Source organism: Borborobacter arsenicus (genome assembly GCF_003934165.1).
Lineage (GTDB): Bacteria > Pseudomonadota > Alphaproteobacteria > Rhizobiales > Rhizobiaceae > Pseudaminobacter > Pseudaminobacter arsenicus.
On the sequence record NZ_RKST01000001.1, the window covers coordinates 1 to 23,318 of the forward strand.

The 23,318-nt window shown below is 60.6% G+C and carries 26 protein-coding genes; 8 read left to right on the forward strand and 18 right to left on the reverse strand.

The window, feature by feature from the left end:
* From EET67_RS07670 to rpsL, 4 genes are all read right to left on the reverse strand, one after another.
* Window positions 1-119, reverse strand: a 119-nt coding sequence (locus EET67_RS07670; protein ID WP_245450842.1) for a GTP-binding protein, incomplete at its 3' end; no start/stop codon positions are given.
* A 66-nt stretch (window positions 120-185) separates the two neighbouring features.
* The gene (gene fusA, locus EET67_RS07675; RefSeq protein ID WP_128625583.1) at window positions 186-2,276 is read right to left on the reverse strand and encodes an elongation factor G; all 2,091 of its coding nucleotides are present in this window, start codon (window positions 2,274-2,276) and stop codon (window positions 186-188) included.
* Window positions 2,277-2,306: 30 nt separating this feature from the next.
* Window positions 2,307-2,777, reverse strand: coding sequence for a 30S ribosomal protein S7 (gene rpsG / locus EET67_RS07680; protein WP_128625584.1), 471 nt, complete (start codon window positions 2,775-2,777; stop codon window positions 2,307-2,309).
* Window positions 2,778-2,836: 59 nt separating this feature from the next.
* Window positions 2,837-3,208: a 30S ribosomal protein S12 gene (gene rpsL, locus EET67_RS07685; RefSeq protein ID WP_008837709.1), complete on the reverse strand. Its 372-nt coding sequence runs from the start codon at window positions 3,206-3,208 to the stop codon at window positions 2,837-2,839.
* Window positions 3,209-3,790: 582 nt separating this feature from the next.
* On the opposite strand from rpsL, the gene EET67_RS07690 reads away from it, so the two are divergent.
* Together EET67_RS07690 and EET67_RS07695 are read left to right on the forward strand one after the other, a co-directional pair.
* On the forward strand, window positions 3,791-4,447 hold the full coding sequence (locus EET67_RS07690) for a TerC family protein (RefSeq protein WP_128625585.1): 657 nt from the start codon (window positions 3,791-3,793) through the stop codon (window positions 4,445-4,447).
* A gap of 209 nt (window positions 4,448-4,656) precedes the next feature.
* Complete coding sequence (locus EET67_RS07695; protein ID WP_128626116.1) at window positions 4,657-5,397, forward strand: flagellar biosynthetic protein FliO; 741 nt, start codon at window positions 4,657-4,659, stop codon at window positions 5,395-5,397.
* Between the two features lie 72 nt (window positions 5,398-5,469).
* Here the strand turns inward: EET67_RS07695 and dksA are convergent, their stop codons facing one another.
* Window positions 5,470-5,886, reverse strand: coding sequence for an RNA polymerase-binding protein DksA (dksA, locus tag EET67_RS07700; protein WP_128625586.1), 417 nt, complete (start codon window positions 5,884-5,886; stop codon window positions 5,470-5,472).
* 189 nt (window positions 5,887-6,075) lie between these two features.
* Between dksA and EET67_RS07705 the strand changes: the two genes are divergently transcribed.
* The 6 genes from EET67_RS07705 (at window position 6,076) to EET67_RS07730 (ending at window position 11,651) form a co-directional block, all read left to right on the forward strand.
* Window positions 6,076-6,582: a SixA phosphatase family protein gene (locus EET67_RS07705; RefSeq protein ID WP_128625587.1), complete on the forward strand. Its 507-nt coding sequence runs from the start codon at window positions 6,076-6,078 to the stop codon at window positions 6,580-6,582.
* Window positions 6,583-6,689: 107 nt separating this feature from the next.
* Complete coding sequence (locus tag EET67_RS07710) at window positions 6,690-8,162, forward strand: YcjX family GTP-binding protein (RefSeq protein WP_128625588.1); 1,473 nt, start codon at window positions 6,690-6,692, stop codon at window positions 8,160-8,162.
* A complete protein-coding gene (locus EET67_RS07715; RefSeq protein ID WP_128625589.1) occupies window positions 8,159-9,232 on the forward strand; it encodes a YcjF family protein in 1,074 nt (357 codons plus the stop codon). The genes EET67_RS07710 and EET67_RS07715 overlap by 4 nt, the downstream gene beginning before the upstream one ends.
* A 114-nt stretch (window positions 9,233-9,346) precedes the next feature.
* Window positions 9,347-9,892, forward strand: a complete 546-nt coding sequence (locus tag EET67_RS07720; RefSeq protein WP_128625590.1) for a hypothetical protein — start codon at window positions 9,347-9,349, stop codon at window positions 9,890-9,892.
* 65 nt (window positions 9,893-9,957) lie between these two features.
* A complete protein-coding gene (locus EET67_RS07725; RefSeq protein WP_128625591.1) occupies window positions 9,958-11,169 on the forward strand; it encodes a bifunctional 2-C-methyl-D-erythritol 4-phosphate cytidylyltransferase/2-C-methyl-D-erythritol 2,4-cyclodiphosphate synthase in 1,212 nt (403 codons plus the stop codon).
* On the forward strand, window positions 11,166-11,651 hold the full coding sequence (locus EET67_RS07730) for a CinA family protein (protein WP_128625592.1): 486 nt from the start codon (window positions 11,166-11,168) through the stop codon (window positions 11,649-11,651). The genes EET67_RS07725 and EET67_RS07730 overlap by 4 nt, the downstream gene beginning before the upstream one ends.
* On the opposite strand, the gene EET67_RS07735 is transcribed toward EET67_RS07730, so the two are convergent.
* The 13 genes from EET67_RS07735 to EET67_RS07795 form a co-directional block, all read right to left on the reverse strand.
* Window positions 11,652-12,113, reverse strand: a complete 462-nt coding sequence (locus EET67_RS07735) for a type II toxin-antitoxin system RatA family toxin (RefSeq protein WP_128625593.1) — start codon at window positions 12,111-12,113, stop codon at window positions 11,652-11,654. It lies immediately after the preceding gene.
* Entirely contained in the window at window positions 12,113-13,090 is a 978-nt protein-coding gene (lipA, locus tag EET67_RS07740; RefSeq protein WP_128625594.1) for a lipoyl synthase, read from the reverse strand. Before lipA ends, EET67_RS07735 begins: the two co-directional genes overlap by 1 nt.
* A gap of 8 nt (window positions 13,091-13,098) precedes the next feature.
* Complete coding sequence (locus EET67_RS07745) at window positions 13,099-13,377, reverse strand: GlsB/YeaQ/YmgE family stress response membrane protein (protein ID WP_128625595.1); 279 nt, start codon at window positions 13,375-13,377, stop codon at window positions 13,099-13,101.
* 78 nt (window positions 13,378-13,455) lie between these two features.
* A complete protein-coding gene (gene lpdA / locus EET67_RS07750) occupies window positions 13,456-14,901 on the reverse strand; it encodes a dihydrolipoyl dehydrogenase (RefSeq protein WP_128625596.1) in 1,446 nt (481 codons plus the stop codon).
* Window positions 14,902-14,970: 69 nt separating this feature from the next.
* A complete protein-coding gene (locus EET67_RS07755; protein ID WP_128625597.1) occupies window positions 14,971-16,368 on the reverse strand; it encodes a pyruvate dehydrogenase complex dihydrolipoamide acetyltransferase in 1,398 nt (465 codons plus the stop codon).
* Window positions 16,369-16,380: 12 nt separating this feature from the next.
* A complete protein-coding gene (locus tag EET67_RS07760) occupies window positions 16,381-17,775 on the reverse strand; it encodes a pyruvate dehydrogenase complex E1 component subunit beta (protein WP_128625598.1) in 1,395 nt (464 codons plus the stop codon).
* A gap of 15 nt (window positions 17,776-17,790) precedes the next feature.
* Entirely contained in the window at window positions 17,791-18,834 is a 1,044-nt protein-coding gene (pdhA, locus tag EET67_RS07765) for a pyruvate dehydrogenase (acetyl-transferring) E1 component subunit alpha (protein WP_128625599.1), read from the reverse strand.
* 172 nt (window positions 18,835-19,006) lie between these two features.
* On the reverse strand, window positions 19,007-19,333 hold the full coding sequence (locus EET67_RS07770) for an FtsB family cell division protein (protein ID WP_128626117.1): 327 nt from the start codon (window positions 19,331-19,333) through the stop codon (window positions 19,007-19,009).
* A 148-nt stretch (window positions 19,334-19,481) separates the two neighbouring features.
* Complete coding sequence (gene eno / locus EET67_RS07775) at window positions 19,482-20,756, reverse strand: phosphopyruvate hydratase (RefSeq protein ID WP_128625600.1); 1,275 nt, start codon at window positions 20,754-20,756, stop codon at window positions 19,482-19,484.
* A gap of 134 nt (window positions 20,757-20,890) precedes the next feature.
* Window positions 20,891-21,253, reverse strand: coding sequence for a PRC-barrel domain-containing protein (locus EET67_RS07780; protein ID WP_128625601.1), 363 nt, complete (start codon window positions 21,251-21,253; stop codon window positions 20,891-20,893).
* A gap of 85 nt (window positions 21,254-21,338) precedes the next feature.
* Window positions 21,339-21,542: a dodecin family protein gene (locus EET67_RS07785; protein ID WP_128625602.1), complete on the reverse strand. Its 204-nt coding sequence runs from the start codon at window positions 21,540-21,542 to the stop codon at window positions 21,339-21,341.
* 57 nt (window positions 21,543-21,599) lie between these two features.
* Window positions 21,600-22,436, reverse strand: a complete 837-nt coding sequence (kdsA, locus tag EET67_RS07790; protein WP_128625603.1) for a 3-deoxy-8-phosphooctulonate synthase — start codon at window positions 22,434-22,436, stop codon at window positions 21,600-21,602.
* A complete protein-coding gene (locus EET67_RS07795; RefSeq protein WP_342634658.1) occupies window positions 22,433-23,314 on the reverse strand; it encodes a VOC family protein in 882 nt (293 codons plus the stop codon). Before EET67_RS07795 ends, kdsA begins: the two co-directional genes overlap by 4 nt.
* Between the last annotated feature and the right edge of the window lie 4 nt (window positions 23,315-23,318).

Sequence of the window (23,318 nt, forward strand, 5' to 3'; positions counted from 1 at the left end):
CGGAAATCGCCGAAATACTTCGTGATCGCTGCCGTCAGCGACGTCTTGCCATGGTCAACGTGACCAATCGTGCCAATGTTCACATGCGGCTTGGTGCGCTCGAATTTACTCTTGGCCATGTGAGGTCTCCATTCCTAGAAGCCGATTAAGGCGACAAATTAAGGTGCGGTCGTAGGTTCTTGGAACTACGCGAATTTCTTCTGAACTTCTGCCGCCACTGCGGTCGGCACCGGATCATAGTGGTCGAACTGCATCGTGTACTGGGCGCGGCCCTGTGACATCGAGCGCAGCGTATCGACATATTTGAACATGTTGGCGAGCGGCACCATTGCGTTGATGACAACAGCCACCCCGCGCGCCTCCTGGCCCTGAATCTGGCCACGGCGGCTCGTCAGGTCACCGATGACGTTGCCGACATAGTCTTCCGGCGTCACCACCTCGACCTTCATGATCGGCTCGAGCAACTGAACGCCAAGCTTGGGTGCAGCCTCGCGGAAGCACGCCCGGCCGGCGATTTCGAAGGCGAGGACCGAGGAGTCGACATCGTGGAAGGCACCGTCAATGAGCGTTGCCTTGACACCGATCATCGGGAAGCCGGCGAAAGGCCCAGCCGACAAGACGCTGGTGATGCCCTTTTCCACGCCCGGAATGTATTCCTTCGGAACGGCACCGCCGACAATCTTCGACTCGAACTGGAAGTCGTCGCCCTCGGCATCCGGCTCGAAGATGATCTTGACGCGCGCAAACTGGCCGGTACCGCCGGTCTGCTTCTTATGGGTGTAGTCCTGCTCATGGGTGCGCGTGATGGTTTCACGATAAGCCACCTGCGGCGCACCGACATTGGCTTCCACCTTGAATTCACGGCGCATGCGGTCGACCAGAATGTCGAGATGAAGTTCGCCCATGCCGGCGATGATGGTCTGACCCGACTCTTCGTCGGTCTTGACGCGGAACGAAGGATCTTCAGCAGCCAGACGGTTGAGCGCCAGGCCCATCTTCTCCTGGTCGTTCTTGGTCTTCGGCTCGATGGCGATCTGGATGACCGGCTCGGGGAATTCCATACGCTCCAAAATCACCGGCTTCAGCGGATCGCAAAGCGTGTCGCCAGTGGTGGTGTCCTTCAGGCCGGCAAGAGCAACGATGTCGCCAGCGAAGGCTTCTTCGATGTCGGCGCGCGAGTTCGCATGCATCTGCAGCATGCGGCCGATGCGCTCCTTCTTGTTCTTGACCGTGTTGTCGAGCGACATGCCCTTGGTGACCTTGCCCGAATAAATGCGGCAGAAGGTCAGCGAGCCCACGAACGGATCATTCATGATCTTGAATGCCAGCATCGACAGCGGCTCGTCATCGGTCGAATGACGAAGAACTTCAGCCTCCGTCTTCGGGTCGATGCCCTTGATGGCTGGGATTTCATCCGGCGCCGGCAGGTAGTCTACGACGGCGTCGAGCAGCGGCTGCACGCCCTTGTTCTTGAACGCCGTGCCACAGAGAACCGGATGGAACTTGACCTCGATGGTGCCCTTGCGGATCAACTCGCGCAGCTCATCATTGGTCGGCATCTTGCCTTCCAGGTAATTTTCAAGCGCCGTCTCGTCCATTTCGACAGCGGTTTCGATCATCTTCTCGCGATATTCTTCCGCGCGAGCCTTCAGATCGTCCGGAATCTCGATGACATCCCAGTCGGCACCGAGATGCTCCTCGTGCCAGACAAGACCCTTCATCTCGATGAGGTCGACAACGCCCTTGAACTCGCTCTCAGCGCCGATCGGCAGCTGCAGAGCAATAGGAACCGCACCGAGGCGTGATTTGATCATGTCGAGGCAGCGATAGAAGTCGGCCCCGATCTTGTCCATCTTGTTACAGAAGATCATGCGCGGGACATGATACTTCTCGGCCTGACGCCAGACGGTCTCGGTCTGCGGCTCCACGCCGGCATTCGAATCCAGCAGCGTGATCGCACCATCGAGAACGCGCAGCGAGCGCTCGACTTCGATGGTAAAGTCGACGTGACCCGGCGTGTCGATGATGTTGTAGCGATACTGCTTGCCGTTGCGGCCCTTCCAAGAAGTCGTGGTCGCAGCGGACGTGATGGTGATGCCGCGCTCCTGCTCCTGCTCCATCCAGTCCATGGTCGAGGCGCCATCATGCGTCTCGCCCATCTTATGGTTCTTACCGGTGTAGTAAAGGATGCGTTCCGTAGTCGTCGTCTTGCCGGCGTCGATATGCGCCATGATGCCGAAGTTACGGTATTCGTGGATATGGAATTCGCGGGCCATGGGAGGGTGCCTCTAACTCTAGTTCGCGCTTTACCAGCGATAATGCGCGAAGGCGCGGTTGGCTTCCGCCATCTTGTGGGTGTCTTCACGCTTCTTGACGGCAGTGCCACGATTATTGGCGGCGTCCATCAGTTCGCCAGACAGACGGTCAACCATCGTCGTTTCGTTGCGGTTGCGCGCAGCCGTGATCAGCCAGCGAATGGCCAGAGCCTGCCGGCGCTCCGGACGAACATCGACCGGCACCTGATAGGTAGCACCACCGACGCGACGCGAACGCACTTCGACATGCGGCGCGACATTGTCCAGCGCCTGATGGAAGACCGTCACCGGCTCCTGCTTGGTCTTGGACTGCACCTGATCGAGCGCGCCATAGACAATCGTCTCGGCAACCGACTTCTTGCCGTCATACATGACTGCGTTCATGAATTTCGTGATAACCAGATCGCCGAACTTCGGATCCGGGTTGATTTCACGCTTATCTGCACTGTGACGTCGGGACATGGTTTTCGTCTCTCAACTTCGAGGTTCGGCGCAACAATCAGGCACCGGAACCGAAAAACTTACTTCGGACGCTTGGCGCCATATTTGGAACGGCGCTGCTTGCGGTTCTTGACGCCCTGCGTGTCGAGCACGCCGCGGATGATGTGGTAGCGCACGCCGGGAAGATCCTTGACGCGGCCGCCGCGGATCATGACGACCGAGTGCTCCTGAAGGTTATGACCTTCGCCAGGAATATAGCCGATCACCTCGAAGCCATTGGTCAGACGGATCTTCGCGACCTTGCGGAGCGCGGAGTTCGGCTTCTTCGGCGTCGTCGTGTAAACGCGCGTGCAGACGCCCCGCTTCTGCGGATTGGCCTGCATGGCCGGAACCTTATTGCGCTTCACCGGCGCAATGCGCGGCTTGCGGATCAACTGGTTGACGGTAGGCATTAAACCCTCTTGTCCAAATAATTCCGTGTCTCGAGCCCATTCACGGGCGGCTTCAAGCGGCGTTTCCATACGCAAATTCGGGCCACAAGCCGCATCTCGCGGTGAGCCCGAACAAAAAGCAGAGGAAGCGGAACTCCGCCTCATGCACGCCGGAAATGTGTATTCGCTCGTAAAACGAACCTTGTTTGAGGCAAACTCCAGAGCGCGACGCTGCCGGAAAGCCAAACCTCACATCGGTTCAGACGAGGCGGGTCATACTCGCAAGACCCGAAACCGTCAAGCCTGCAACACAGATTATCTTAACAAAACCGGCGTTTGACGGTACGTGTGCGGCGCAGCGCAATTATATTGCGTTGTTTTGCAAATGCGAAATCAAAAATGACGCAGCCGAACGGCTTCCCTCCGCTCTCCAGGGGCCAATTCGCCCGATCTGGTCAGGCCGGTGAGCGAATCTAAGGGCAGTGGACGGAATCACCTTATAGACACCGGCCGACTTTAGATTACTTGACGCAAGGCAAGCCCGCGCGTTAGGCCGTGCGTCACCACAGCCTGGCCACAGGCACTCAAGAAGGTCTTCGTAACATGGAAATTTTCACCGCCGCCGGATTTGCGGCGTTGCTGCAGGTCATTGCAATCGATCTCGTGCTTGCCGGTGACAATGCCATAGTCATCGGCCTGGCTGCGGCCGGCCTGCCTGCCGATCAGCGAAAAAAAGCTATTCTGGTTGGTGTTCTGGCGGCAACAGTCCTGCGTATCATCTTTGCGATGCTTACCGTCCAGCTCTTGCAGGTCCTCGGTCTGTTGCTGGTCGGCGGTATTCTGCTTTTGTGGGTATGCTGGAAAATGTGGCGCGAACTGCGCACTTCGAAAGCCGAACATGAAGCTGCCCATGAAGCCCTATCTGAGATGGACATCAACGCTGACGGTTCCGTTGCCAGCGGCGCCCCGCGCAAGACGTTGAGACAGGCGGCAATCCAGATCGTCGTTGCCGACGTGTCGATGTCGCTGGACAATGTCCTGGCCGTTGCCGGTGCCGCGCGCGACCATCTGACAGTGCTTGTCATCGGGCTGATCCTCTCTATCGCCCTGATGGGTCTGGCCGCCAGCTTCATCGCTAAGCTGCTGCATCGCTATCCTTGGATTGCCTATATCGGCCTGGCCATCATCCTCTATGTCGCACTCGACATGATCTATCGTGGCATGGTGGAAGTGGCGCCCTTCGTAGCTGCGGCTATGTAGCTCTTGCTGGGGCAGCCATGTGCTGCCCCAATGCCCTCCGGCCAATTCGGCCGCAAGGTCCCGCCAAATCAAAAATCGTGCCCGGCAACCCGGCAGCCAGCCCGACATGTTTCCGGCGTTCATCAACCGTGAAACGCAGCTTGCGGACGATGGAGCCAACGGTTTAGTGTCTCGCGCGGGCGAAGCGAATTGAAGCGAGGGCGCAGATGATGGACTGGTTGGATGGCATTGCCGGGCCCGGATATTCGGCAGCAATTTTGTGGACTTTTGCCGCCCTCATTCTCCTGCTTGTCGTCCTGGTCATCATCAAGCTGGTGCGCAGCCTGACATTCGGCACTTTTGTCGCCGGCGGCCGCAACCGCAAGGCGCGTCTGGCGGTGATGGACGCGACTGCAGTCGACAGCAACCGGCGTCTGGTTCTCGTGCGCCGTGACGACATCGAGCACCTGCTGCTGATCGGCGGGGCAAGCGATATCGTGGTAGAGCGCGATATCCGCCTTACCCAGCACCGTCGGCCAGTCCTGTCTGCCAGTGACAGCCATGATGTGCCCACTAGAACTCATGCGCCTGAACAACCGGCACAGAGGCCAGCACCGCCTCTGCGTGCGCCAGCCCCGACACCACGGCCGGCCCCCGCTGCCGTACGCCCTGCCCCTGCATTCGCACCGCGACCGGCGCCTGCGCCAAGGGCAGAGCCTCCGGTCGCGCCTCAAGCGACCCCCGCCCCTGTTCCGCATCGCGGTCCCTCACCGGTCTTGGCGCACACCAACCCGTCCCCGGCCGCGCCTCAGCCAACCGCCGAGCGCGACAAGATTGACGACGAACTGATGAAAGAGCTGGAATTTTCCTTGCGGGAAAGCCCTCAGGCGGCCGCTTCCAAGGCTGCCGAAGGCTCCCTCGATGACGAAATGACCAGGCTGCTCGGCGAGCTTTCCAGCCACAAGAGATAGCCGAACGCGATCAGCAAACAAAACAGGCGGCCGAAGCCGCCCGTTCTTCATTTAAAATGACTATCCGCGCTGTCAGTCGTCGCGATAGACCTTCTCGCGCCGCTCATGGCGTTCCTGCGCTTCGATCGACAGTGTTGCGATCGGACGGGCGTCCAGTCGCTTCAGGGCGATCGGCTCGCCGGTTTCTTCGCAGAAACCGTAAGTTCCCTCGTCGAGCCGCTGGAGTGCCGAATCGATTTTCGAGATCAATTTGCGTTGCCTGTCGCGTGCCCTGAGCTCGATTGCCCGATCTGTTTCGGAGGAAGCCCGGTCTGCGAGGTCCGGATGGTTGGCGTTTTCCTGCTGGAGAATTTCGAGCGTTTCGCGTGCTTCACGCAGGATGTCGCTCTTCCATCTGACGAGCTTCTGACGGAAGTAGGACTTCTGCCGCTCATTCATGAACGGTTCGTCTTCCGTAGGAACATAAGCGGTATCAACGAGTTCGTTCATTTCGACTCACCCCATTTACCCGTTTTTGGGGCCTATATATTCGTCGCTCAACGACCGCACAAGATCAATCGGTTTAAGACTCACGCAATTGTTAGCTGTATCGGCCGACCCGGTTCGCGTTTCGCGGCATGGCGAGTTGCGCAATCGCTGCGCCATGGCTAAACGAGCGTGACGAAATCGGGGGTGCGCATGGCAAGCAGGCTTTTTCTCCTCAGGCACGCAAAAGCCGGCTGGGCGCTGCCCGGGATGCGCGACTTCGATCGGCCGCTCGACCCGTCCGGCATTGCCGACGCCGCCGCCACCGGCATCGCCATGCAGGCCTGCAATTTCGTTCCCGATCTTACGCTTTGTTCCAGCGCCGCCCGGGCGCGGCAAACGCTGGAGGGCATCGCCGCCCATGCCGATACCGGGCGGACAGTGTTCCTCGACAGCCTCTATAGCGAAGATGCGGCCGGTTATCTGAAAATCATCCAGCAGTCTGGTGCCACAGGTTCACTGCTGGTCATCGGCCACAATCCGATGCTGGAAGATCTCGCCATGGCTATCGCAACCGAGGGCGAAAACCATGCGCGGGCCAACCTCCATGCCGGATTCCCGACATCAGGCCTCGCTGTCATCCGGTTTGCAAATCCTCTGGCCACCGCAGCTCTCGGGCAAGGTTTTCTCGAAGCTTTTCTGATACCCGGTGAACTGTAGAGAAATGCCAGCCACTACCGGCTGCCTTGACCTGAAAACTCTTCAGGCGTTTTAAATCCGACTTCCATAACCTATATCGGGAGACTTAACAGGCCGGGGTGTAGCGTTTGGCGTCTCTGACGACTTTCACCGACGAGGCGCGGATTGCGCTGGATGCGCTTTCAGAGCGGGCGACGGGTCTTTTCTCTCCTTCGATCCGTGTCGGCGTCACCGGCCTGTCACGCGCCGGCAAGACGGTGTTCATCTCCGCCTTCGTCCACAATCTTATCCATGGCGGCCGCCTGCCCTTGTTCGAGGCGCAGAAATCGGGCCGCATCGCCCGCGCCTTGCTGGAAGAACAGCCTGACGATGCGGTGCCACGGTTCCAGTATGAGGACCATATCGATGCCCTGGTGAATGCGCGGACATGGCCCGACTCGACTCGCGCCATCTCCGAACTGCGCCTGACCATCGAATATGAGTCGGCTTCCGGCTGGAATCGCATGTTTTCCAGCGGTCGGCTGTCGGTGGATATCGTCGATTATCCCGGCGAATGGCTGCTCGATTTGCCGCTACTTGGCAAAAACTATCGCGAATTCTCGCATGATGCCGTCGAACTCGCGCTGCTGCCGGTCCGTGCCGAGCTTTCGAAAGAATGGAGAAAGCTTGCAGCGGGCGTCGATCCGAACATGGATGCCGACGAGATGACGGCACGGCGGCTGTTCGAAAGCTTTGCCGCTTATCTGAAGGCCTGCAAGCTGGACGAGCGAGCATTGTCAACGCTGCCGCCCGGTCGCTTCCTGATGCCGGGCGACCTGGAGGGTTCGCCCGCCCTCACCTTTGCGCCGCTTCCGGGACTTGGCGATGCTCGCCCGCGCCCCGGCTCGCTGCATGCGATGATGGAGCGCCGCTACGAGGCCTACAAGACGCATGTCGTGAAACCCTTCTTCCGCGAGCACATTGCCCGGCTCGATCGCCAGATCGTGCTGATCGACGCCATGCAGGCACTGAATGCCGGGCCGGGCGCGATCGCAGATCTGGAGCGCGCCGTTACCGAAATCCTCGCCTGCTTTCGCCCCGGACGTGGCAGCCTGCTAACCGACCTGTTCTCACGCCGCATCGATCGCATCCTGGTCGCCGCAACCAAGGCCGATCACCTGCATCATGAGAGCCATGACCGCCTGCAGGCGATTGTGCGGCGCCTGACCGAACGCTCGGCCGCCCGCGCCAACCTGTCTGGCGCTGAAGTCGATGTGCTGGCTATGGCCGCCGTCAGGGCCACTCGCGAAGGCACCGTCAAGCAGGGCCGCGAAACGCTGCCGGTGATCATCGGCACGCCGCTGGAAGGCGAGACGATAGGCGATGAGATATTCGACGGCAAAACCGAAACCGCCATATTTCCCGGCGATTTGCCGGAAAAAGCTGGCTCGGTTTTTCAACAGAACGGCAGCGGATTAAATGACCAGGCCGACCCGGAGATCCGTTTCGTGCGGTTCCGCCCGCCGCACCTTGAGAAAACCGCGGAGGGTGTCACGCTGTCATTGCCTCATATAAGGCTCGATCGCGCGTTGCAGTTCCTGATCGGAGACCGCCTCGCATGACCGCACCGCGCAAGCCTGCTGCTTTTCGCATCGAGCCCGAATCGGAACAGGAACGGGCGCCGACGCCTGCCGCGCCGCGCAAGCCGAGAGCGGTGAAATCCGAAGCCGCCATCGTCACTCCGGCTGAAATCGACGTCTTCGAGGAACCGGACATAAACATAGGCGAGCCGCCGCCGGCGGTCGCACAACGGCGCCGCTCTTGGCTTGGAACAGTTTTCCTCGGTGCGTTCGGCATTCTTGTATCGCTGGCCATTGGCCTGTGGACGGACCAGTTGATCCGCGACCTGTTCCAGCGCGCGCAATGGCTTGGCTGGTTGGCGGCCGGCATGGCTGCCATTGCCGCAATTGCACTAGTGGTCATTCTGTTGCGAGAGATGCTGGCGTTGCGCCGGCTGGCTTCGGTTGAACATCTGCAACAAAAGGCGCTCGACGCCATTGCCCGCGACGACCCCAAAGCCGCCCGCGAAGTGGTGGACGCGCTTTCGGCTTTCGTTTCCGACAAGCCAGAAACGGCGGCCGGACGTCGCTCACTCGATGCCTTGCGTGGCGACATCATCGACGGTGCGAATCTCGTTCGTCTTGCCGAGACAGAGATATTGAGCCCGCTCGACAATCGCGCCAAAACGCTGATTCTTGATGCCGCCAAGCGCGTCTCGCTCGTCACCGCAGTCAGCCCGCGTGCACTGGTCGACATTGCCTATGTCGTCTTTGAGGCCGGGCGCCTGATTCGCCGCTTGTCCGAGCTTTATGGCGGACGTCCGGGCACACTCGGCTTCTTTCGCCTCGCCCGCAGCGTGCTGGCACATCTGGCGGTGACCGGGTCGATCGCGGTCGGCGACAGTTTTGTCCATCAGATCGTCGGCCACGGCCTGGCAGCGCGGCTTTCGGCCAAGCTCGGTGAAGGTGTGGTCAACGGCATGATGACGGCCCGCATTGGCCTCGCAGCCATGGAAACCGCCCGGCCTCTGCCCTTTATAGCCAAAGCCCGGCCCGGAATGAGCGATTTCCTGTCGGCCCTCGCCACCTTTGCCTCCCGCAAGCAGGAAGAAAAGCCGCCTTCCAAGCCCTGATATCGGCTGGTGATATTTCTTCATTTGGCAGCGCAGGTGATAAAGCGTTAACCAATCTTGTTCATCTTTCAGACAATTCGTAAACGAGCTTCCTTTGTTGCCGGGTATCCCTTCATGAAACGTGCAATCCTGTCTTGCGTGCTGCCGATCATGACGCTCGCCATTGCCGGCACCAGCGCCGCTCAGGCGTCCGAGCGGGACAAGAAATTCTTCGAATCAGTGCAGGGCGAATGGGTCGGCCCCGGCGAGATCGTCGCCGGCAAATACAAGGGCACCAAGTTCAACTGCAATCTTTCCGGCTCGACGCCCGACGGCAAAGTCGGCATGACGCTGGACGGCGGCTGCCGCGTTGGCATCTTCACCCAGAAGATGTCGGCGACCATCGAACAGAAAGGCGCCAAGGGCTACCAGGGCTCCTTCCTCGACGGCGCCGAGGGCAAAGGCCTCGATATCGTCTCCGGCAGCGTCGTAGACGGGCGCAAGGTCGTGCTCTCGCTCAATCGCAAGCAATTGAAGGGCGTGATGCAAGCGCGTGTAGCCGGCGAGGACACGATGATTGTGACGGTGTCGGTGAAGGTCGACAAGCAGATGGTGCCGGTCATCGGCATGAATCTCAAGCGTGTCGACGGCGCCGCTGTCGGCGCGATCGCCCGCAAGTAACAGCCACATCCGGCAGCGTCGTTAAAGCGCTGGCCTTGGCCGACGTCTGCGACTATGCGTTCGGCATGAAGACAAAAATAACCGGAACGCGCGGCATCGCAGCCGTCATCGTTGCAGCCGGCCGTGGTGAACGCGCCGGACAGGCAGAAGGCCCTAAGCAATATCGCCGCATCGGCACTCGTGCCGTGCTTGCTCACACCCTGAATGCTTTTGCCTCGCATCCTGACATCACCGCCATCGCAGTGGTAATTCATCCCGAAGATGGGGATTTGCTGCGCGCAGCCATCTGCGACCTGCCTGCGCATGTGCGCATCGTCCATGGCGGCGCAACCCGACAGGACTCCACCCGCCTCGGCCTGCTTGCCGTGGAAGAGGATAGCCCTCGCGCTGTTCTGATTCATGATGGCGTGCGTCCCTTCATCGACAAGACGCTCATAGACCGCGTTGCTGCCGCCATCGATACAAGCCACGGCGCCCTGCCCGCCTTGCCTGTTTCCGACACGCTGAAACGAGAGGCAGAAGGTGGCACCATCCTGGAGACCGTGCCACGCGCCGGCCTTCACGCGGCACAGACGCCGCAGGGCTTTCCTTATGAATTGATCCTGCGCGCGCACCAGCGGGCTTTCGACCAGGGCCGCAATGATTTCACCGACGACGCGGCCATTGCCGAATGGGCGGGCATTAAGGTGCGCATCGTTGCGGGCTCGCCCGAAAACATCAAACTGACCTGGGCAAGGGATATTGAAATGGCCGATCAGCGCCTCGCCGCTTCCGTGAACTTCCCCGACGTGCGCACCGGCAACGGCTATGATGTGCATTGCTTCGGCCCCGGCGACCATGTCACGCTCTGTGGCGTGGCCATCCCGCACGACAAGCAGCTTTCCGGTCATTCCGATGCCGATGTCGGCCTGCATGCGCTGACGGATGCGCTGCTCGCCACCTGCGGCGCCGGAGACATCGGCACGCATTTCCCGCCCTCCGATCCGCAATGGAAGGGTGCTGCCTCGCACATCTTCGTGGAACATGCAGTGAGTGTCGTGCGTTCGCATGGCGGCCGGATCGCCAATGCCGACATTACGCTGATCTGCGAGGCGCCGCGCATCGGTCCGCACCGTGAAGCGATGACCGAGGCACTTGGAAAGATGCTGAACATCACGCCGCAGCGCATTTCGGTGAAGGCGACGACGAATGAGAAGCTTGGCTTTGTCGGCCGCGAGGAGGGCATTGCCGCAATCGCCACGGTGAGCGTGGTCTATCCCGGAGAGGTGCCCGAATGAATGAGCTCGGCGAATTGGCGGATGCTTTCCTCAAAGCCTGCGCCCGCCACAAGATTCTGTCGGCAACGGCCGAATCCTGCACCGGTGGCCTCATCATCGCCGCGCTGACCGATATTCCGGGCTCCTCCTCCATGGTCGATCGCGGCTTTATCACCTATTCCAACGAGGCCAAGATGGAGATGCTTGGTGTATCCGCCGCCACGCTCGATGCGCATGGAGCCGTGTCGCGTGAAACCGCCGTGGAGATGGCCGCCGGCGCGTTGGCGCGCTCGCACGCAGGCATTGCCCTTGCCGTTACAGGCATTGCCGGGCCCGATGGCGGTTCGCCCGAAAAGCCGGTCGGCCTGGTCTGGTTTGGCCTGGCAAGACGCGGCGAGGCACTGATCGCCGAAAAGCGCATATTCGAGAATAATGGCCGCGATTTCATCCGCCGCCAGACGGTGCGAACTGCACTCGAAATGGGCCTGAAGGCGCTTGAGTAGCTACGCCACCTTCCCGGGTCCGTAGATCTCGACCGCTCTTTTCTCGAACGCCTCCACGAACATGCGGAAGGCGCGGTCGAACATCGCGCCCATCAGCGCGCCGAGAATGCGGCTCTTGAATTCATAGTCGATGAAGAAGTGGATGTCGCAGGTGCCATCATCCGTTGCATCGAAGCGCCAAAGATTGCTCAGATAGCGGAATGGCCCATCAAGATATTTGACATCGATCGTGTAGTCGTCCGGCTTCAAATGCACCTGGCTGGTGAAGGTTTCGCGGATCGCCTTGTAGCCCGCGGTCATATCGGCCACCAGTACCGTCTGCCCGTCACGCTCCCGGCGCGAGCGCACCGTAAGCGCTTCGCAAAGCGGCAGGAATTGCGGATATGTCTCCACATCCGCGACAAGCGCGAACATCTGGTCCGGCGTATGGGAAACCCGGCGGATCGTTTCGAATTTGGGCATCAGACCAGTGCGTCGGCGCGCTTCTTCAGCTTTTCCTCGCGCGCTGCCCGCAACCTTGCGAAGTCCTCGCCGGCATGGTGGGAGGAGCGAGTAAGCGGACTGGACGATACCATCAGGAAGCCCTTGGTATAAGCGATGGTCTCGTAGGACTTGAACTCGTCCGGCGTCACGAACGCCTTCACCGGATGGTGCTTCTTCGTCGGCTGAAGATATTGCCCGATGGTCATGAAGTCGACGTCCGCACTGCGCAGATCGTCCATCAGTTGCAGGATTTCGTTACGCTCCTCGCCGAGCCCGACCATGATTCCCGACTTGGTGAAGATCGACGGATCGAGTTCCTTCACCCGCTGCAACAGCCGCACCGAATGGAAATAGCGGGCGCCGGGCCGCACCGTCAGATAATTCGACGGCACCGTTTCGAGGTTGTGGTTGAAGACGTCCGGCTTGGCCGCAACGACTATCTCCAGCGCCCCCTCCTTGCGCAGGAAGTCCGGCGTCAGGATTTCGATGGTGGTTGCCGGCGTCATCTCACGGATGGCGCGGATCACCTCAGCAAAATGCTGCGCGCCGCCATCATCGAGATCATCGCGATCGACCGAGGTGATGACCACATGCGACAGCCCCATCTGCAGGACAGCCTTGGCGACGCTCTCCGGCTCGTTGGGGTCGAGCGGCAGCGGCCGTCCGGTCGCCACATTGCAGAAGGCGCAGGCGCGGGTACAGATCTCGCCCATGATCATGAAGGTCGCGTGCTTCTTTTCCCAGCACTCGCCGATATTGGGGCAGCCCGCCTCCTCGCACACCGTCACCAGCTTGTGCGAGCGAACGATGTCGCGCGTTTCGGCATAGCCCTTCGATACCGGCGCCTTGACACGAATCCAGTCCGGCTTGCGCAGCACCTCCTGGTCCGGCCGGTGCGCCTTTTCCGGATGCCGAACCCGGGGCGCCTTGGAGACGAGATCAAGCACTGTGACCATGATTTTTCCTAGCGAGCCGCCTGCGAGCGGCCGAAAATCCACAGGATGAGAAGTGCGCCGGCAATGGCGACAACCAGATTGCCGAGGAAGCCGTAATAGTTGATTTCAAGCAGCCCGGCCAGCGTGCCGCCGACGAAAGACCCGGCGATGCCCACCAATATGTTGGTGATGAAGCCATGGTCGCGGTTCATGGTCTTTTCAGCGACATAGCCGGCCAGGAAGCCGATCACCAGCATCCCGAAAAAGCCGGTGCCCGGCATGCTCAGAATTCCGTATTGAGGGTCCATCGGTCCTCTCCTCGCAAACTGTCCGCCAGCCCTGCATATAAGTCGCCGCCGCGCGCCGCAACAGGCGCGCATCCGCCGTCATGCATTCAGCGCGCGACCGTAAGCGTCGAGCACGCTTTCCTTCATCATTTCCGACAGCGTCGGGTGCGGGAAGATCGTGTGCATCAGTTCTTCCTCGGTCGTCTCCAGGTTCATCGCCACGACAAAGCCCTGGATGAGTTCAGTCACTTCAGCACCGATCATATGCGCGCCGAGCAGTTGCCCGGTTTTCTTGTCGAAAATGGTCTTGATGAAGCCCTGGTCCTCGCCAAGCGCGATCGCCTTGCCATTGGCGCCGAACTGAAAGCGGCCCACACGGATGTCGTGGCCGGCTTCCTTGGCCTTGGCCTCCGTCAGCCCGACCGAGGCGACCTGCGGATGGCAATAGGTGCAGCCGGGAATCTTGAGCTTGTCCATGGCATGCACGCCCGGAACATTGGCGATCTTTTCCACGCAGACCACGCCCTCATGCTCGGCCTTGTGCGCCAGCATCGGCGGGCCGGCGACGTCGCCGATGGCATAGATGCCGGGCACATTGGTGCGGCCATAGCCATCCACCACCACGCAACCGCGATCCGTCTTCACGCCAAGCTGCTCCAGCCCGAGATTTTCGATATTGCCCTGCACGCCGACGGCAGAGATCATCCGGTCGGCGGTGATCTTCTCTATCTTGCCGTCCTTCAGCTCGACATGGGCGGTCACCGAGTTCGCGCCCTTCTCGACCTTGGCCACCTTGGCATCGAGCAGAATCTTCATGCCCTGCTTTTCGAACTGCTTCTTGGCGAATGCCGAAACCTCGGCATCCTCCACCGGCATCACCGCCGGCAACAGTTCCACCACCGTCACCTCCGCCCCCATGGTGCGATAGAAGGAGGCGAATTCGATGCCGATTGCGCCGGAGCCCATCACCAGCAGCGATTTCGGCATCTCCTGCGGCACCATCGCCTCAAAATAAGTCCAGATCAACTTGCCGTCCGGCTCGATGCCGGGCAGCACGCGTGGCCGAGCGCCGGTCGCAAGGATGATGTGCTTTGCCGTATAGGTGCCCTCACCCTTGGTGTTCTTCGGCGCCGGGTGCTGAGGTTCCATCGGCTTCTTGGCCGTTTTTGTCACCACGATCTCACCCGGCTTGCTGAGCTTGGCCTCACCCCAGATCACATCGACCTTGTTCTTCTTCATCAGGAAGCCGACGCCGCCATTGAGGCGGGCCGAGACCCCGCGCGAACGCTCCACCACGGCCTTCACATCGGCCGACACCGTTCCGTCGATCTTCAGGCCGTAATTCTTGGCATGTTCGGCATAGTGCTTGATCTCGGCCGAACGCAGCAGCGCCTTGGTGGGAATGCAACCCCAATTGAGGCAAATACCGCCCAGATGCTCGCGCTCGACGATCGCCGTCTTGAAGCCGAGCTGTGCCGACCGCACCGCCGTCACATAGCCGCCCGGACCCGAACCGATGATGATGACGTCGTAGTTTTCGGCCACGGATTTTCTCCTCGGTTCCAATTTCCGGTCTTTCGGGGCAACCGCCGCCGGCCGGCGGCGGTCAGGAAATCACACCAGCATTCCCATCGGATTTTCGATGTGGCGCTTGAAAGCGGCAAGCAGTTCGGCACCCAATGCACCATCGACGGCTCGATGGTCGGTCGAAAGCGTCACCGACATAATGGTGGCGATCTTGATCTCGCCATTCTTGACCACCGCCCGCTCCTCGCCGGCGCCAACCGCCAGAATGGTGGCGTGCGGCGGGTTGATGACGGCAGAAAAGTCCTTGATGCCGAACATGCCGAGATTGGAAACCGCAGTCGTCCCGCCCTGATATTCCTCAGGCTTCAGCTTGCGGCTCCTGGCGCGCGCGGCCATATCCTTCATCTCGTTGGAGATTACGGACAGCGTCTTCTCATCGGCCTTGCGCACGATCGGCGTGATCAGCCCGCCGGGGATCGACACGGCAACGCCGACATCGGCATGCTTGTGCTGCACCATCGCACTGTCGGTCCATGAGACATTTGCCGCCGGAACGTCGCGCAGCGCCAGTGCCATCGCCTTGATGACCAGGTCGTTGACCGACAGCTTGTAGGCGGGAACATCGCCCTTGTCGGTCTTGCGCATCGGTGCGGCATCATTGAGCTGCTTGCGCAGCGCAAGCAGGGCGTCGAGCTCGCAATCCAGCGTCAGATAGAAATGCGGGATCGTGCTCTTGGCTTCCACCAGCCGCCGCGCAATGACCTTGCGCATATTGTCGTGCGGCACCAGTTCGTAGGAGCCTTCCTCGAAAAGCTTGAGTACGGCATCATCCGACATCGGCTTGGGCGCGCTGGCCGGTGCGTCTGCCGGTGCCTTCGCAGCAGGCGTTGCCTTGGCGCCGCCACCGGCAATCGCTGCCTCGACATCGGCCTTCACCACGCGGCCGCGCGGTCCGCTGCCTGCAATTGCGGCGACATCGATGCCCGCATCCTTGGCAATGCGGCGGGCAAGCGGCGAGGCGAAGGCGCGATCTGCCCCATTACCCTCCCCCTTGTGGGAAGGGTCGGTGCGCAGCACCGGGGTGGGGGCCGCTTGCGTTGCAACAGCCTTCTCACCCCCACCCGCGCCTTCGGCGCGACCTCCCCCATCCGAGGGGGAGGTAAGAGCCTTCTCCTGCTTAGCCTCTGCCTTGGCAGGTGCAGCACCATCGCCGCCGGCCTTGGCCGCAGCACCCACATCCTCACCGTCGGCCGCCAGAACGGCGATCAGCGCATTGACCTTGACGCCTTCGGTGCCGGCAGGCACGACGAGCTTTGCCACCGTGCCTTCATCCACGGCCTCGACTTCCATCGTCGCCTTATCGGTCTCGATCTCGGCGATCACGTCGCCGGGCGAAACCTTGTCGCCTTCCTTGACCAGCCACTTGGCAAGATTGCCCTCTTCCATTGTCGGCGAGAGGGCAGGCATGGTGATGTTGATCGGCATGAGCGTCCCCCCTCAGCGATAAGTGACGGCTTTCACCGCCTCGACGACCTCGCCGACATTGGGCAGCGCCAGCTTTTCGAGATTGGCCGCATAGGGCATCGGCACGTCCTTTCCGGCAATGGTGATCACGGGCGCGTCGAGGAAATCGAATGCGCGCTGCATCACCTGGCTGGCAATATGGTCGCCGACCGAACTCTGCGGGAAACCTTCCTCCACCACGACGAGGCGATTGGTTTTCTTGACAGAAGCAATCACCGTATCGAAATCGAGCGGCCTGATGGTACGAAGATCGATGATCTCGACATCGATGCCCATCTCGCGCAGCTCGGCTTCAGCCTTCACCGCATAGGTCATACCGATGCCGAAGGAGACGATGGTCACGTCCTTGCCCTGCTTGTGGATGCGTGCCTTGCCGATCGGTAGCACGAAATCATCCAGCTTGGGCACGTCGAAATGCTGGCCGTAGAGGATCTCGTTCTCGAGGAAGATCACCGGATTGGGATCGCGGATCGCAGCCTTCAGTAGGCCCTTGGCATCGGCCGCCGTATAGGGCATCACCACTTTCAGCCCCGGAATATGGCTGTACCAGGCGGCATAGCACTGCGAGTGCTGGGCGGCGACGCGGGCGGCAGCCCCATTCGGACCGCGGAAGACGATAGGCGCACCCATCTGGCCGCCCGACATATAGAGCGTCTTGGCCGCCGAGTTGACGATCTGATCGATCGCCTGCATGGCGAAATTGAAGGTCATGAATTCCACGATCGGCTTCAACCCGGCAAAGGCAGCACCAACGCCGACGCCGGCAAAACCGTGCTCGGTGATCGGCGTATCGACCACTCGCCGGTTGCCGAACTCCTGCAGCAACCCTTGCGTGATCTTGTAGGCGCCCTGATATTCGGCGACCTCCTCGCCCATCACGAACACGTCTTCATCACGGCGCATTTCCTCGGCCATCGCATCGCGCAATGCTTCACGCACCGTGGTCGAAACCATCTCCGTGCCCGCCGGAATATCCGGATCGGCCGCAACTTCCGCCTTGGGCGCAGCGGCGACAGGCTGCGCCGCCGGCTTTGATGCCGCTGAGGCTTCGACCGGCGCTTCGGGTGCTTTGGCAGGAGCCTCGCTTTTCGCAGTCGCCGGCGCTTTCATCGCATCGGCGCTTTCGCCGTCGGCCAGAAGCACGGCGATCGGTGTATTGACCTTCACCCCTTCGGTGCCGGCCGCAATCAGGATCTTGCCCAGAGTACCCTCGTCGACAGCCTCAACTTCCATCGTCGCCTTGTCGGTCTCGATCTCGGCAATAACGTCGCCGGCGACAACCTTGTCGCCCTCATTCTTCAGCCACTTTGCTAGGTTGCCCTCTTCCATCGTCGGCGAGAGCGCGGGCATGAGAATTTCGATCGGCATATCCCTGCCCTCCCCTTAATGTACGATGTCGGTCCAGAGCTCGGACGCATCCGGCTCCGGGTCGGCCTGCGCGAATTCGGCAGCATCGGCCACAATGTCGCGCACCTCCTTGTCGATCGCCTTCAGGTCGTCCTCGCTCGCCCACTTCTTGTCGAACAGACGCGCCTTGACCTGCTCGATCGGGTCGTGCTCGGAGCGCATCTTCTGCACCTCCTCCTTGGTCCGGTATTTCGCGGGGTCGGACATGGAGTGGCCGCGATAGCGGTAGGTCTGCATCTCAAGGATGATCGGGCCCTTGCCTGCGCGACACCATTCGGTCGCCATGTCGCCCGCCGCCTTCACCGCGCGCACATCCATGCCATCCACCTGTATGCCGGGAATGCGGAAGGACGTACCACGCTGCGAGAAGTCAGTTTCGGCAGACGAGCGCGTCACCGAAGTGCCCATCGCATAGCGGTTGTTCTCGATGATATAGATCACCGGCAGCCTCCACAGCGAGGCCATGTTGAAGCTTTCATAGACTTGGCCCTGGTTGGCCGCACCATCGCCAAAATAGGTCAGCGACACGTTCTTGTTGCCGCGATAGCGGTTGGCGAAGGCAAGTCCGGTGCCGAGCGGCACCTGCGCACCGACGATGCCGTGGCCGCCATAAAACTGCTTCTCCTTGGAGAACATGTGCATGGAGCCACCCTTGCCCTTGGAGTAGCCACCCTGCCGTCCAGTCAGCTCCGCCATCACCCCGCGCGGCGACATGTCCATCGCCAGCATATGGCCGTGATCGCGATAGGCGGTGATCATCTGGTCGCCTTCGATCAGCGCCATCTGCATACCGGTCACCACCGCTTCCTGGCCGATATAGAGGTGGCAGAAGCCGCCGATGAAACCCATGCCGTAGAGTTGGCCGGCCTTCTCCTCGAAGCGCCGGATCAGAAGCATGTGGCGATAGGCCGAAAGCTCCTGCTCCTTGGTGAATTCAACTGGCTTGGGCGTTACGGGGTTGGAACCGGATTTGGCATCCGCTTTCGATTTCGCGGGCGCCCTTTTGGCGGCAGCAGCCATGCATCACTCCCTGATACTGTCTCTTACGGACACTGAGAGGATGCCTCCACCCCCTCGAATTGGCAGGAACCTAGCATGCAATCTCATGTTCTGCCATGCGGAAAAATGCATGGCTGACATGCGCTTAAATGCCTATAATCATTGAAGATATTATCGATTAACCGCTATCGGGTTAATTCGCGTGATTGACCGGCCGCATGATGGTTATCTCGTCGGCGTGTGACAAATTAAGCGCCTTGCGGGCTTGCTCGTCAAGCATGTCCTTTTCAAGCGTCCCGTCATGCAACAGCTGCACCCGGCGCTCCAGATCGATCCGCTGGGCCCGGATGGCATCAAGCTTGCCCTGCAATTCGGCAGTGCGCGCATGCAACTGGTATTTGGAGTAGATGCCGAATTCGCCGTGATAGGCATGAAAGCCGAAATAGGACAGGAACAGCACGGTCAGCGCCGGCACGATCAGCCGACCCGTTTTTCTGTCCTTGTGCTGGCGAGTCCACATAAGCATTTCCCTCTCGCCCCATCTCGCGCATTCTTGCTTAATGGACGGTTACGAAGGCACCGATTTCAGCCCATGACACGCAAAAAGGGCGAGGTCTCCCCCGCCCTTCAATCTCACTGCAGGCTGGCATAGCCAGGTATTGCAGGTTTTATCCCTTGAGGATCGAGCGGCCGGCATAGCGCGCCTGGCTGCCCAGTTCCTCCTCAATGCGGATAAGCTGGTTGTATTTCGCCAACCGGTCGGAGCGCGCCAGCGAGCCGGTCTTGATCTGCCCGCAATTGGTGGCCACGGCGAGATCGGCGATGGTGGAATCCTCCGTCTCGCCCGAGCGATGCGACATCACTGCCGTGTAGCTTGCCTTATGCGCGGTTTCGACCGCGTCGAGCGTTTCGGTCAGCGAGCCGATCTGGTTGACCTTGACCAGGATCGAATTGGCGACGCCCATGCGGATGCCATCGCGCAGGCGCGCCGTGTTGGTCACAAACAGGTCGTCGCCAACGAGTTGCGCCTTATCGCCCACCAGATCGGTCAGATATTTCCAGCCGTCCCAATCGTCCTCGGCCATGCCGTCCTCGATCGAGATGATCGGATAGTCCGCAACCAGCTTGGCCAGATATTTGGCCTGCGCCTTGGCGTCACGCGTCTTCTTCTCGCCCTCATAGACGTAATTGCCGTCCTTGAAGAATTCAGTCGCCGCGCAGTCCAGTCCGATGAAGACCTCCTCGCCCGGCTTGTAGCCGGCCTTTTCGATCGAGCCCATGATGAAATCAAGGGCCGCCTGGGCGCTTTTCAGGTTCGGGGCAAAGCCCCCTTCGTCGCCGACATTGGTGTTGTGGCCCGCGTCCTTCAGGCCTTTCTTCAGCGTATGGAAAATTTCCGAGCCCCAGCGTACCGCCTCGCGGATCGAGCCGGCGCCGACCGGCATGATCATGAATTCCTGGAAATCGATCGGATTATCGGCATGCGCGCCGCCATTGATGATGTTCATCATCGGCACCGGCAGAACGCGGGCATTCGGGCCGCCCAGATAGCGATAGAGGGGTAGGCCGGAAGCTTCGGCGGCAGCCTTCGCCACGGCAAGTGACACGCCAAGGATGGCGTTGGCGCCGAGCCGGTTCTTGTTGGGGGTGCCATCGAGGTCGATCATGACCTGGTCGACCTCGGCCTGATGTTCGGCTTCAAGACCGCCGATCGCCTCGCAAATCTCGCCATTGACGGCTTCCACCGCCCGTTCGACGCCTTTACCCAGATAGCGCGTACCACCGTCGCGCAGCTCGACCGCCTCATGCGCGCCGGTCGAAGCGCCCGATGGTACCGCAGCGCGCCCCATGGAGCCGTCCTCCAGCACCACATCCACTTCCACGGTGGGGTTGCCGCGGCTGTCCAGGATTTCGCGGCCGATAATGTCGATGATGGTGGTCATTCAGAGCCCTCGATGGTGACGGTAAAAATCGTGGCTTCTCTTAGCGGAAGCGGCCGAAAACGCAAACTGCTGCGTAATGAAAAAAGCCCCGCCAGACATAGCGGGGCCTTTTGTGCACAACCGACGGGGAAGCATCACCAATAGGGATCGACCTTGTAATAGTCATAGGACGCATCGCGCGCCCTTGTCCCATCTGCGCCAGTCAGTTCATTGATCGAATAGACGGGCGCTGCTTCGAGTTGCTCCTTGGTGAAAGGCACCACATAGCCGCCCTTGTCGACCTCATAGTCGAGCAGCGACCATGGGATGGCGTGATATTTCTCACCTATTCCCAGAAAACCGCCGAAACCGATCACCGCGAACATGATGCCGTTCGACGTCTTATCGAGCATCACATCCTCGATCGAGCCGATACTTTCGCCGGCGGTGTTGTAGACATTGGTGCCGATCACGCGCGAAGCGGCAATTGCGTCGGTATGCCTGGAAACTGTCGGCATCTTCATTCTCCTCATTGTTCGTTGACACGAACGTCAATGGGGAGCCCTGCGGAAAGTTCCTGAATGTGATCGCGACGACGACGACCTAGTCCTCCAGGACGAATGTCACCTTCATGTTCACGCGATAAGCGGTGATCTGACCGCCCTCGACCACGACCTTCTGCTCCTGGATCCACGCTCCCTCGATATTCTTGAGCGTCTTTACCGCTCGCGCGACCCCCTGCTCGATGGCGTCCTCGAAGCTGCTTGTCGATGACGATGTGATTTCGGTTACCCGGGCGACTGACATGGCGTCCTCCTTGGCACGCCCCTCGCCCGAACAGCCTAATCCCGCTGGGCGGCGACCTCAACCGGCGGTCTTGGCGATGCGGTCAAAGGCCATCAGCCTTTCCAGCAGTTCCGGCAAATCCTTCAGCGGCACCATGTTCGGCCCGTCGGAAGGCGCATTGTCCGGGTCCTGATGCGTCTCAATGAACACGCCAGCCACGCCGACCGCCACGGCCGCACGCGCCAGCGTTTCCACGAAGCGCCTTTCGCCGCCGGACGAACCACCCTGCCCGCCCGGCTGCTGCACCGAATGGGTGGCATCGAAGATCACCGGCGCACCCATCTCGGCCATGATCGGCAGAGAGCGCATGTCGGAAACCAGCGTGTTGTAGCCGAAGGACGCGCCCCGTTCAGTCACCAGCACATTGGCATTGCCCGATCCGGTCACCTTGGCGACAACATTCTTCATGTCCCACGGCGCCAGAAACTGGCCTTTCTTTACATTCACCACCTTGCCGGTACGGGCGGCGGCGACAAGCAGGTCGGTCTGGCGCGAAAGGAAGGCCGGAATCTGCAAGATATCCACCACCGGGGCGACAAGCCCGCATTGCTCCTCGGTGTGCACATCGGTCAGCACCGGAACGTCAAGTTCCTTGCGCAAGGCCTCGAACACCGGCAGCGCCGCTTCCAGCCCTGCCCCGCGTGTTCCTGAAAGCGAGGTGCGGTTGGCCTTGTCATAGCTGCTCTTGTAGACGAAGCCGATTCCGAGATTTTCCGTCAACTCCTTCAGGGCGCCAGCCATATCGAATGCATGCTGGCTCGATTCAAGCTGGCAAGGGCCGGCAATCAGCGCAAGCGGCGCTGCATTGCCGAAAACCACATTACCGACGGTCACATGGGGATTGGGCGCGGTCATGCAATTTCCTCGAAAATGAAAACGGTCCCTTGGCCAGCAACAGCCGGTACGATCACGCGCCTGCCGATACGCTCATGGCCGACGGCGTTGTTTCGCAACACAGTCTCGATCGCGGCAAGAGCTTGCACCCCGAAGATGATGGCGGCAAGCCGAAGCCCGGTCGATTGAGGCGCGGCCTGCCCCGAAATCTGTTCGAAAGTTGCTGGCGTAACGCATTGCACGGTCGCATTGGCCAGTTGCAATTCGATCTGCCCGCCCGAGGCAACCGGTGTCTGCGTGCCAGCGACAGCGGACAGAAATTCGCCGGATGCCTGGGGCTCCTCGCTCACTGCGATCACGCCCGCAATGCGCCTGACCCCGTTTTCGTGCGCCTGTAACGCGCTGCGGCCCACCTTGGGGGCGTTGACGCGCTGGCAGGTGAAGAAAAAACTATCCGGGGCATTCTTCCCGGCGGCAAAGGCCAGCCGGAACGACGCCATATCGGTGTTGCCTGATGCATCCGTGAAGGGTCGCGAAAAATCAAGCCGTTTGCCCGCCGATATGCCGGCGCGGACAAAGCCGGCATGGTCGCCATCGGCATCGCCCGTGGCCAGTACCAGTGCCGAAAACCCCTCATCGCCATTGCGCGCACGAAACTGCCGGTCACGAGCGACGAAGACATTTCCTTCATCGGCGGCCAGCCGTGCCTGTGTCTCGTCGCCGGTGGCCAGCGGTTCGATGAAGGTGCCGTCCGCGAAATAGACGCAAGTATTCTCGGTGCCGAAAGGATGGCGCCCTGCCGGGGCCACCGTAAAGCCGAGTTGCATCAATCGATCGCGTGCCGTGTGCAGCGATGCTGTCGGCAGCACAAGATGATCGAGGGAGCGGGGCATGGTCATTGGA

Excerpts from the sequence above, each read along its gene's own strand:
- EET67_RS07755 (WP_128625597.1), bottom strand. The coding sequence starts at position 16,368 with ATGCCGATCAACATCACCATGCCTGCCCTCTCGCCGACAATGGAAGAG.
- lipA (WP_128625594.1), bottom strand. The coding sequence starts at position 13,090 with ATGGTCACAGTGCTTGATCTCGTCTCCAAGGCGCCCCGGGTTCGGCAT.
- pdhA (WP_128625599.1), bottom strand. The coding sequence starts at position 18,834 with ATGGCTGCTGCCGCCAAAAGGGCGCCCGCGAAATCGAAAGCGGATGCC.
- EET67_RS07795 (WP_342634658.1), bottom strand. The coding sequence starts at position 23,314 with ATGACCATGCCCCGCTCCCTCGATCATCTTGTGCTGCCGACAGCATCG.
- EET67_RS07760 (WP_128625598.1), bottom strand. The coding sequence starts at position 17,775 with ATGCCGATCGAAATTCTCATGCCCGCGCTCTCGCCGACGATGGAAGAG.
- EET67_RS07770 (WP_128626117.1), bottom strand. The coding sequence starts at position 19,333 with ATGTGGACTCGCCAGCACAAGGACAGAAAAACGGGTCGGCTGATCGTG.
- EET67_RS07715 (WP_128625589.1), top strand. The coding sequence starts at position 8,159 with ATGACCGCACCGCGCAAGCCTGCTGCTTTTCGCATCGAGCCCGAATCG.
- kdsA (WP_128625603.1), bottom strand. The coding sequence starts at position 22,436 with ATGACCGCGCCCAATCCCCATGTGACCGTCGGTAATGTGGTTTTCGGC.
- rpsL (WP_008837709.1), bottom strand. The coding sequence starts at position 3,208 with ATGCCTACCGTCAACCAGTTGATCCGCAAGCCGCGCATTGCGCCGGTG.
- EET67_RS07735 (WP_128625593.1), bottom strand. The coding sequence starts at position 12,113 with ATGCCCAAATTCGAAACGATCCGCCGGGTTTCCCATACGCCGGACCAG.
- fusA (WP_128625583.1), bottom strand. The coding sequence starts at position 2,276 with ATGGCCCGCGAATTCCATATCCACGAATACCGTAACTTCGGCATCATG.
- dksA (WP_128625586.1), bottom strand. The coding sequence starts at position 5,886 with ATGAACGAACTCGTTGATACCGCTTATGTTCCTACGGAAGACGAACCG.
- eno (WP_128625600.1), bottom strand. The coding sequence starts at position 20,756 with ATGACCACCATCATCGACATTATCGGCCGCGAAATCCTGGACAGCCGC.
- EET67_RS07705 (WP_128625587.1), top strand. The coding sequence starts at position 6,076 with ATGGCAAGCAGGCTTTTTCTCCTCAGGCACGCAAAAGCCGGCTGGGCG.
- EET67_RS07730 (WP_128625592.1), top strand. The coding sequence starts at position 11,166 with ATGAATGAGCTCGGCGAATTGGCGGATGCTTTCCTCAAAGCCTGCGCC.
- EET67_RS07785 (WP_128625602.1), bottom strand. The coding sequence starts at position 21,542 with ATGTCAGTCGCCCGGGTAACCGAAATCACATCGTCATCGACAAGCAGC.
- EET67_RS07695 (WP_128626116.1), top strand. The coding sequence starts at position 4,657 with ATGGACTGGTTGGATGGCATTGCCGGGCCCGGATATTCGGCAGCAATT.
- EET67_RS07780 (WP_128625601.1), bottom strand. The coding sequence starts at position 21,253 with ATGCCGACAGTTTCCAGGCATACCGACGCAATTGCCGCTTCGCGCGTG.
- rpsG (WP_128625584.1), bottom strand. The coding sequence starts at position 2,777 with ATGTCCCGACGTCACAGTGCAGATAAGCGTGAAATCAACCCGGATCCG.
- EET67_RS07690 (WP_128625585.1), top strand. The coding sequence starts at position 3,791 with ATGGAAATTTTCACCGCCGCCGGATTTGCGGCGTTGCTGCAGGTCATT.
- EET67_RS07725 (WP_128625591.1), top strand. The coding sequence starts at position 9,958 with ATGAAGACAAAAATAACCGGAACGCGCGGCATCGCAGCCGTCATCGTT.
- EET67_RS07720 (WP_128625590.1), top strand. The coding sequence starts at position 9,347 with ATGAAACGTGCAATCCTGTCTTGCGTGCTGCCGATCATGACGCTCGCC.
- EET67_RS07745 (WP_128625595.1), bottom strand. The coding sequence starts at position 13,377 with ATGGACCCTCAATACGGAATTCTGAGCATGCCGGGCACCGGCTTTTTC.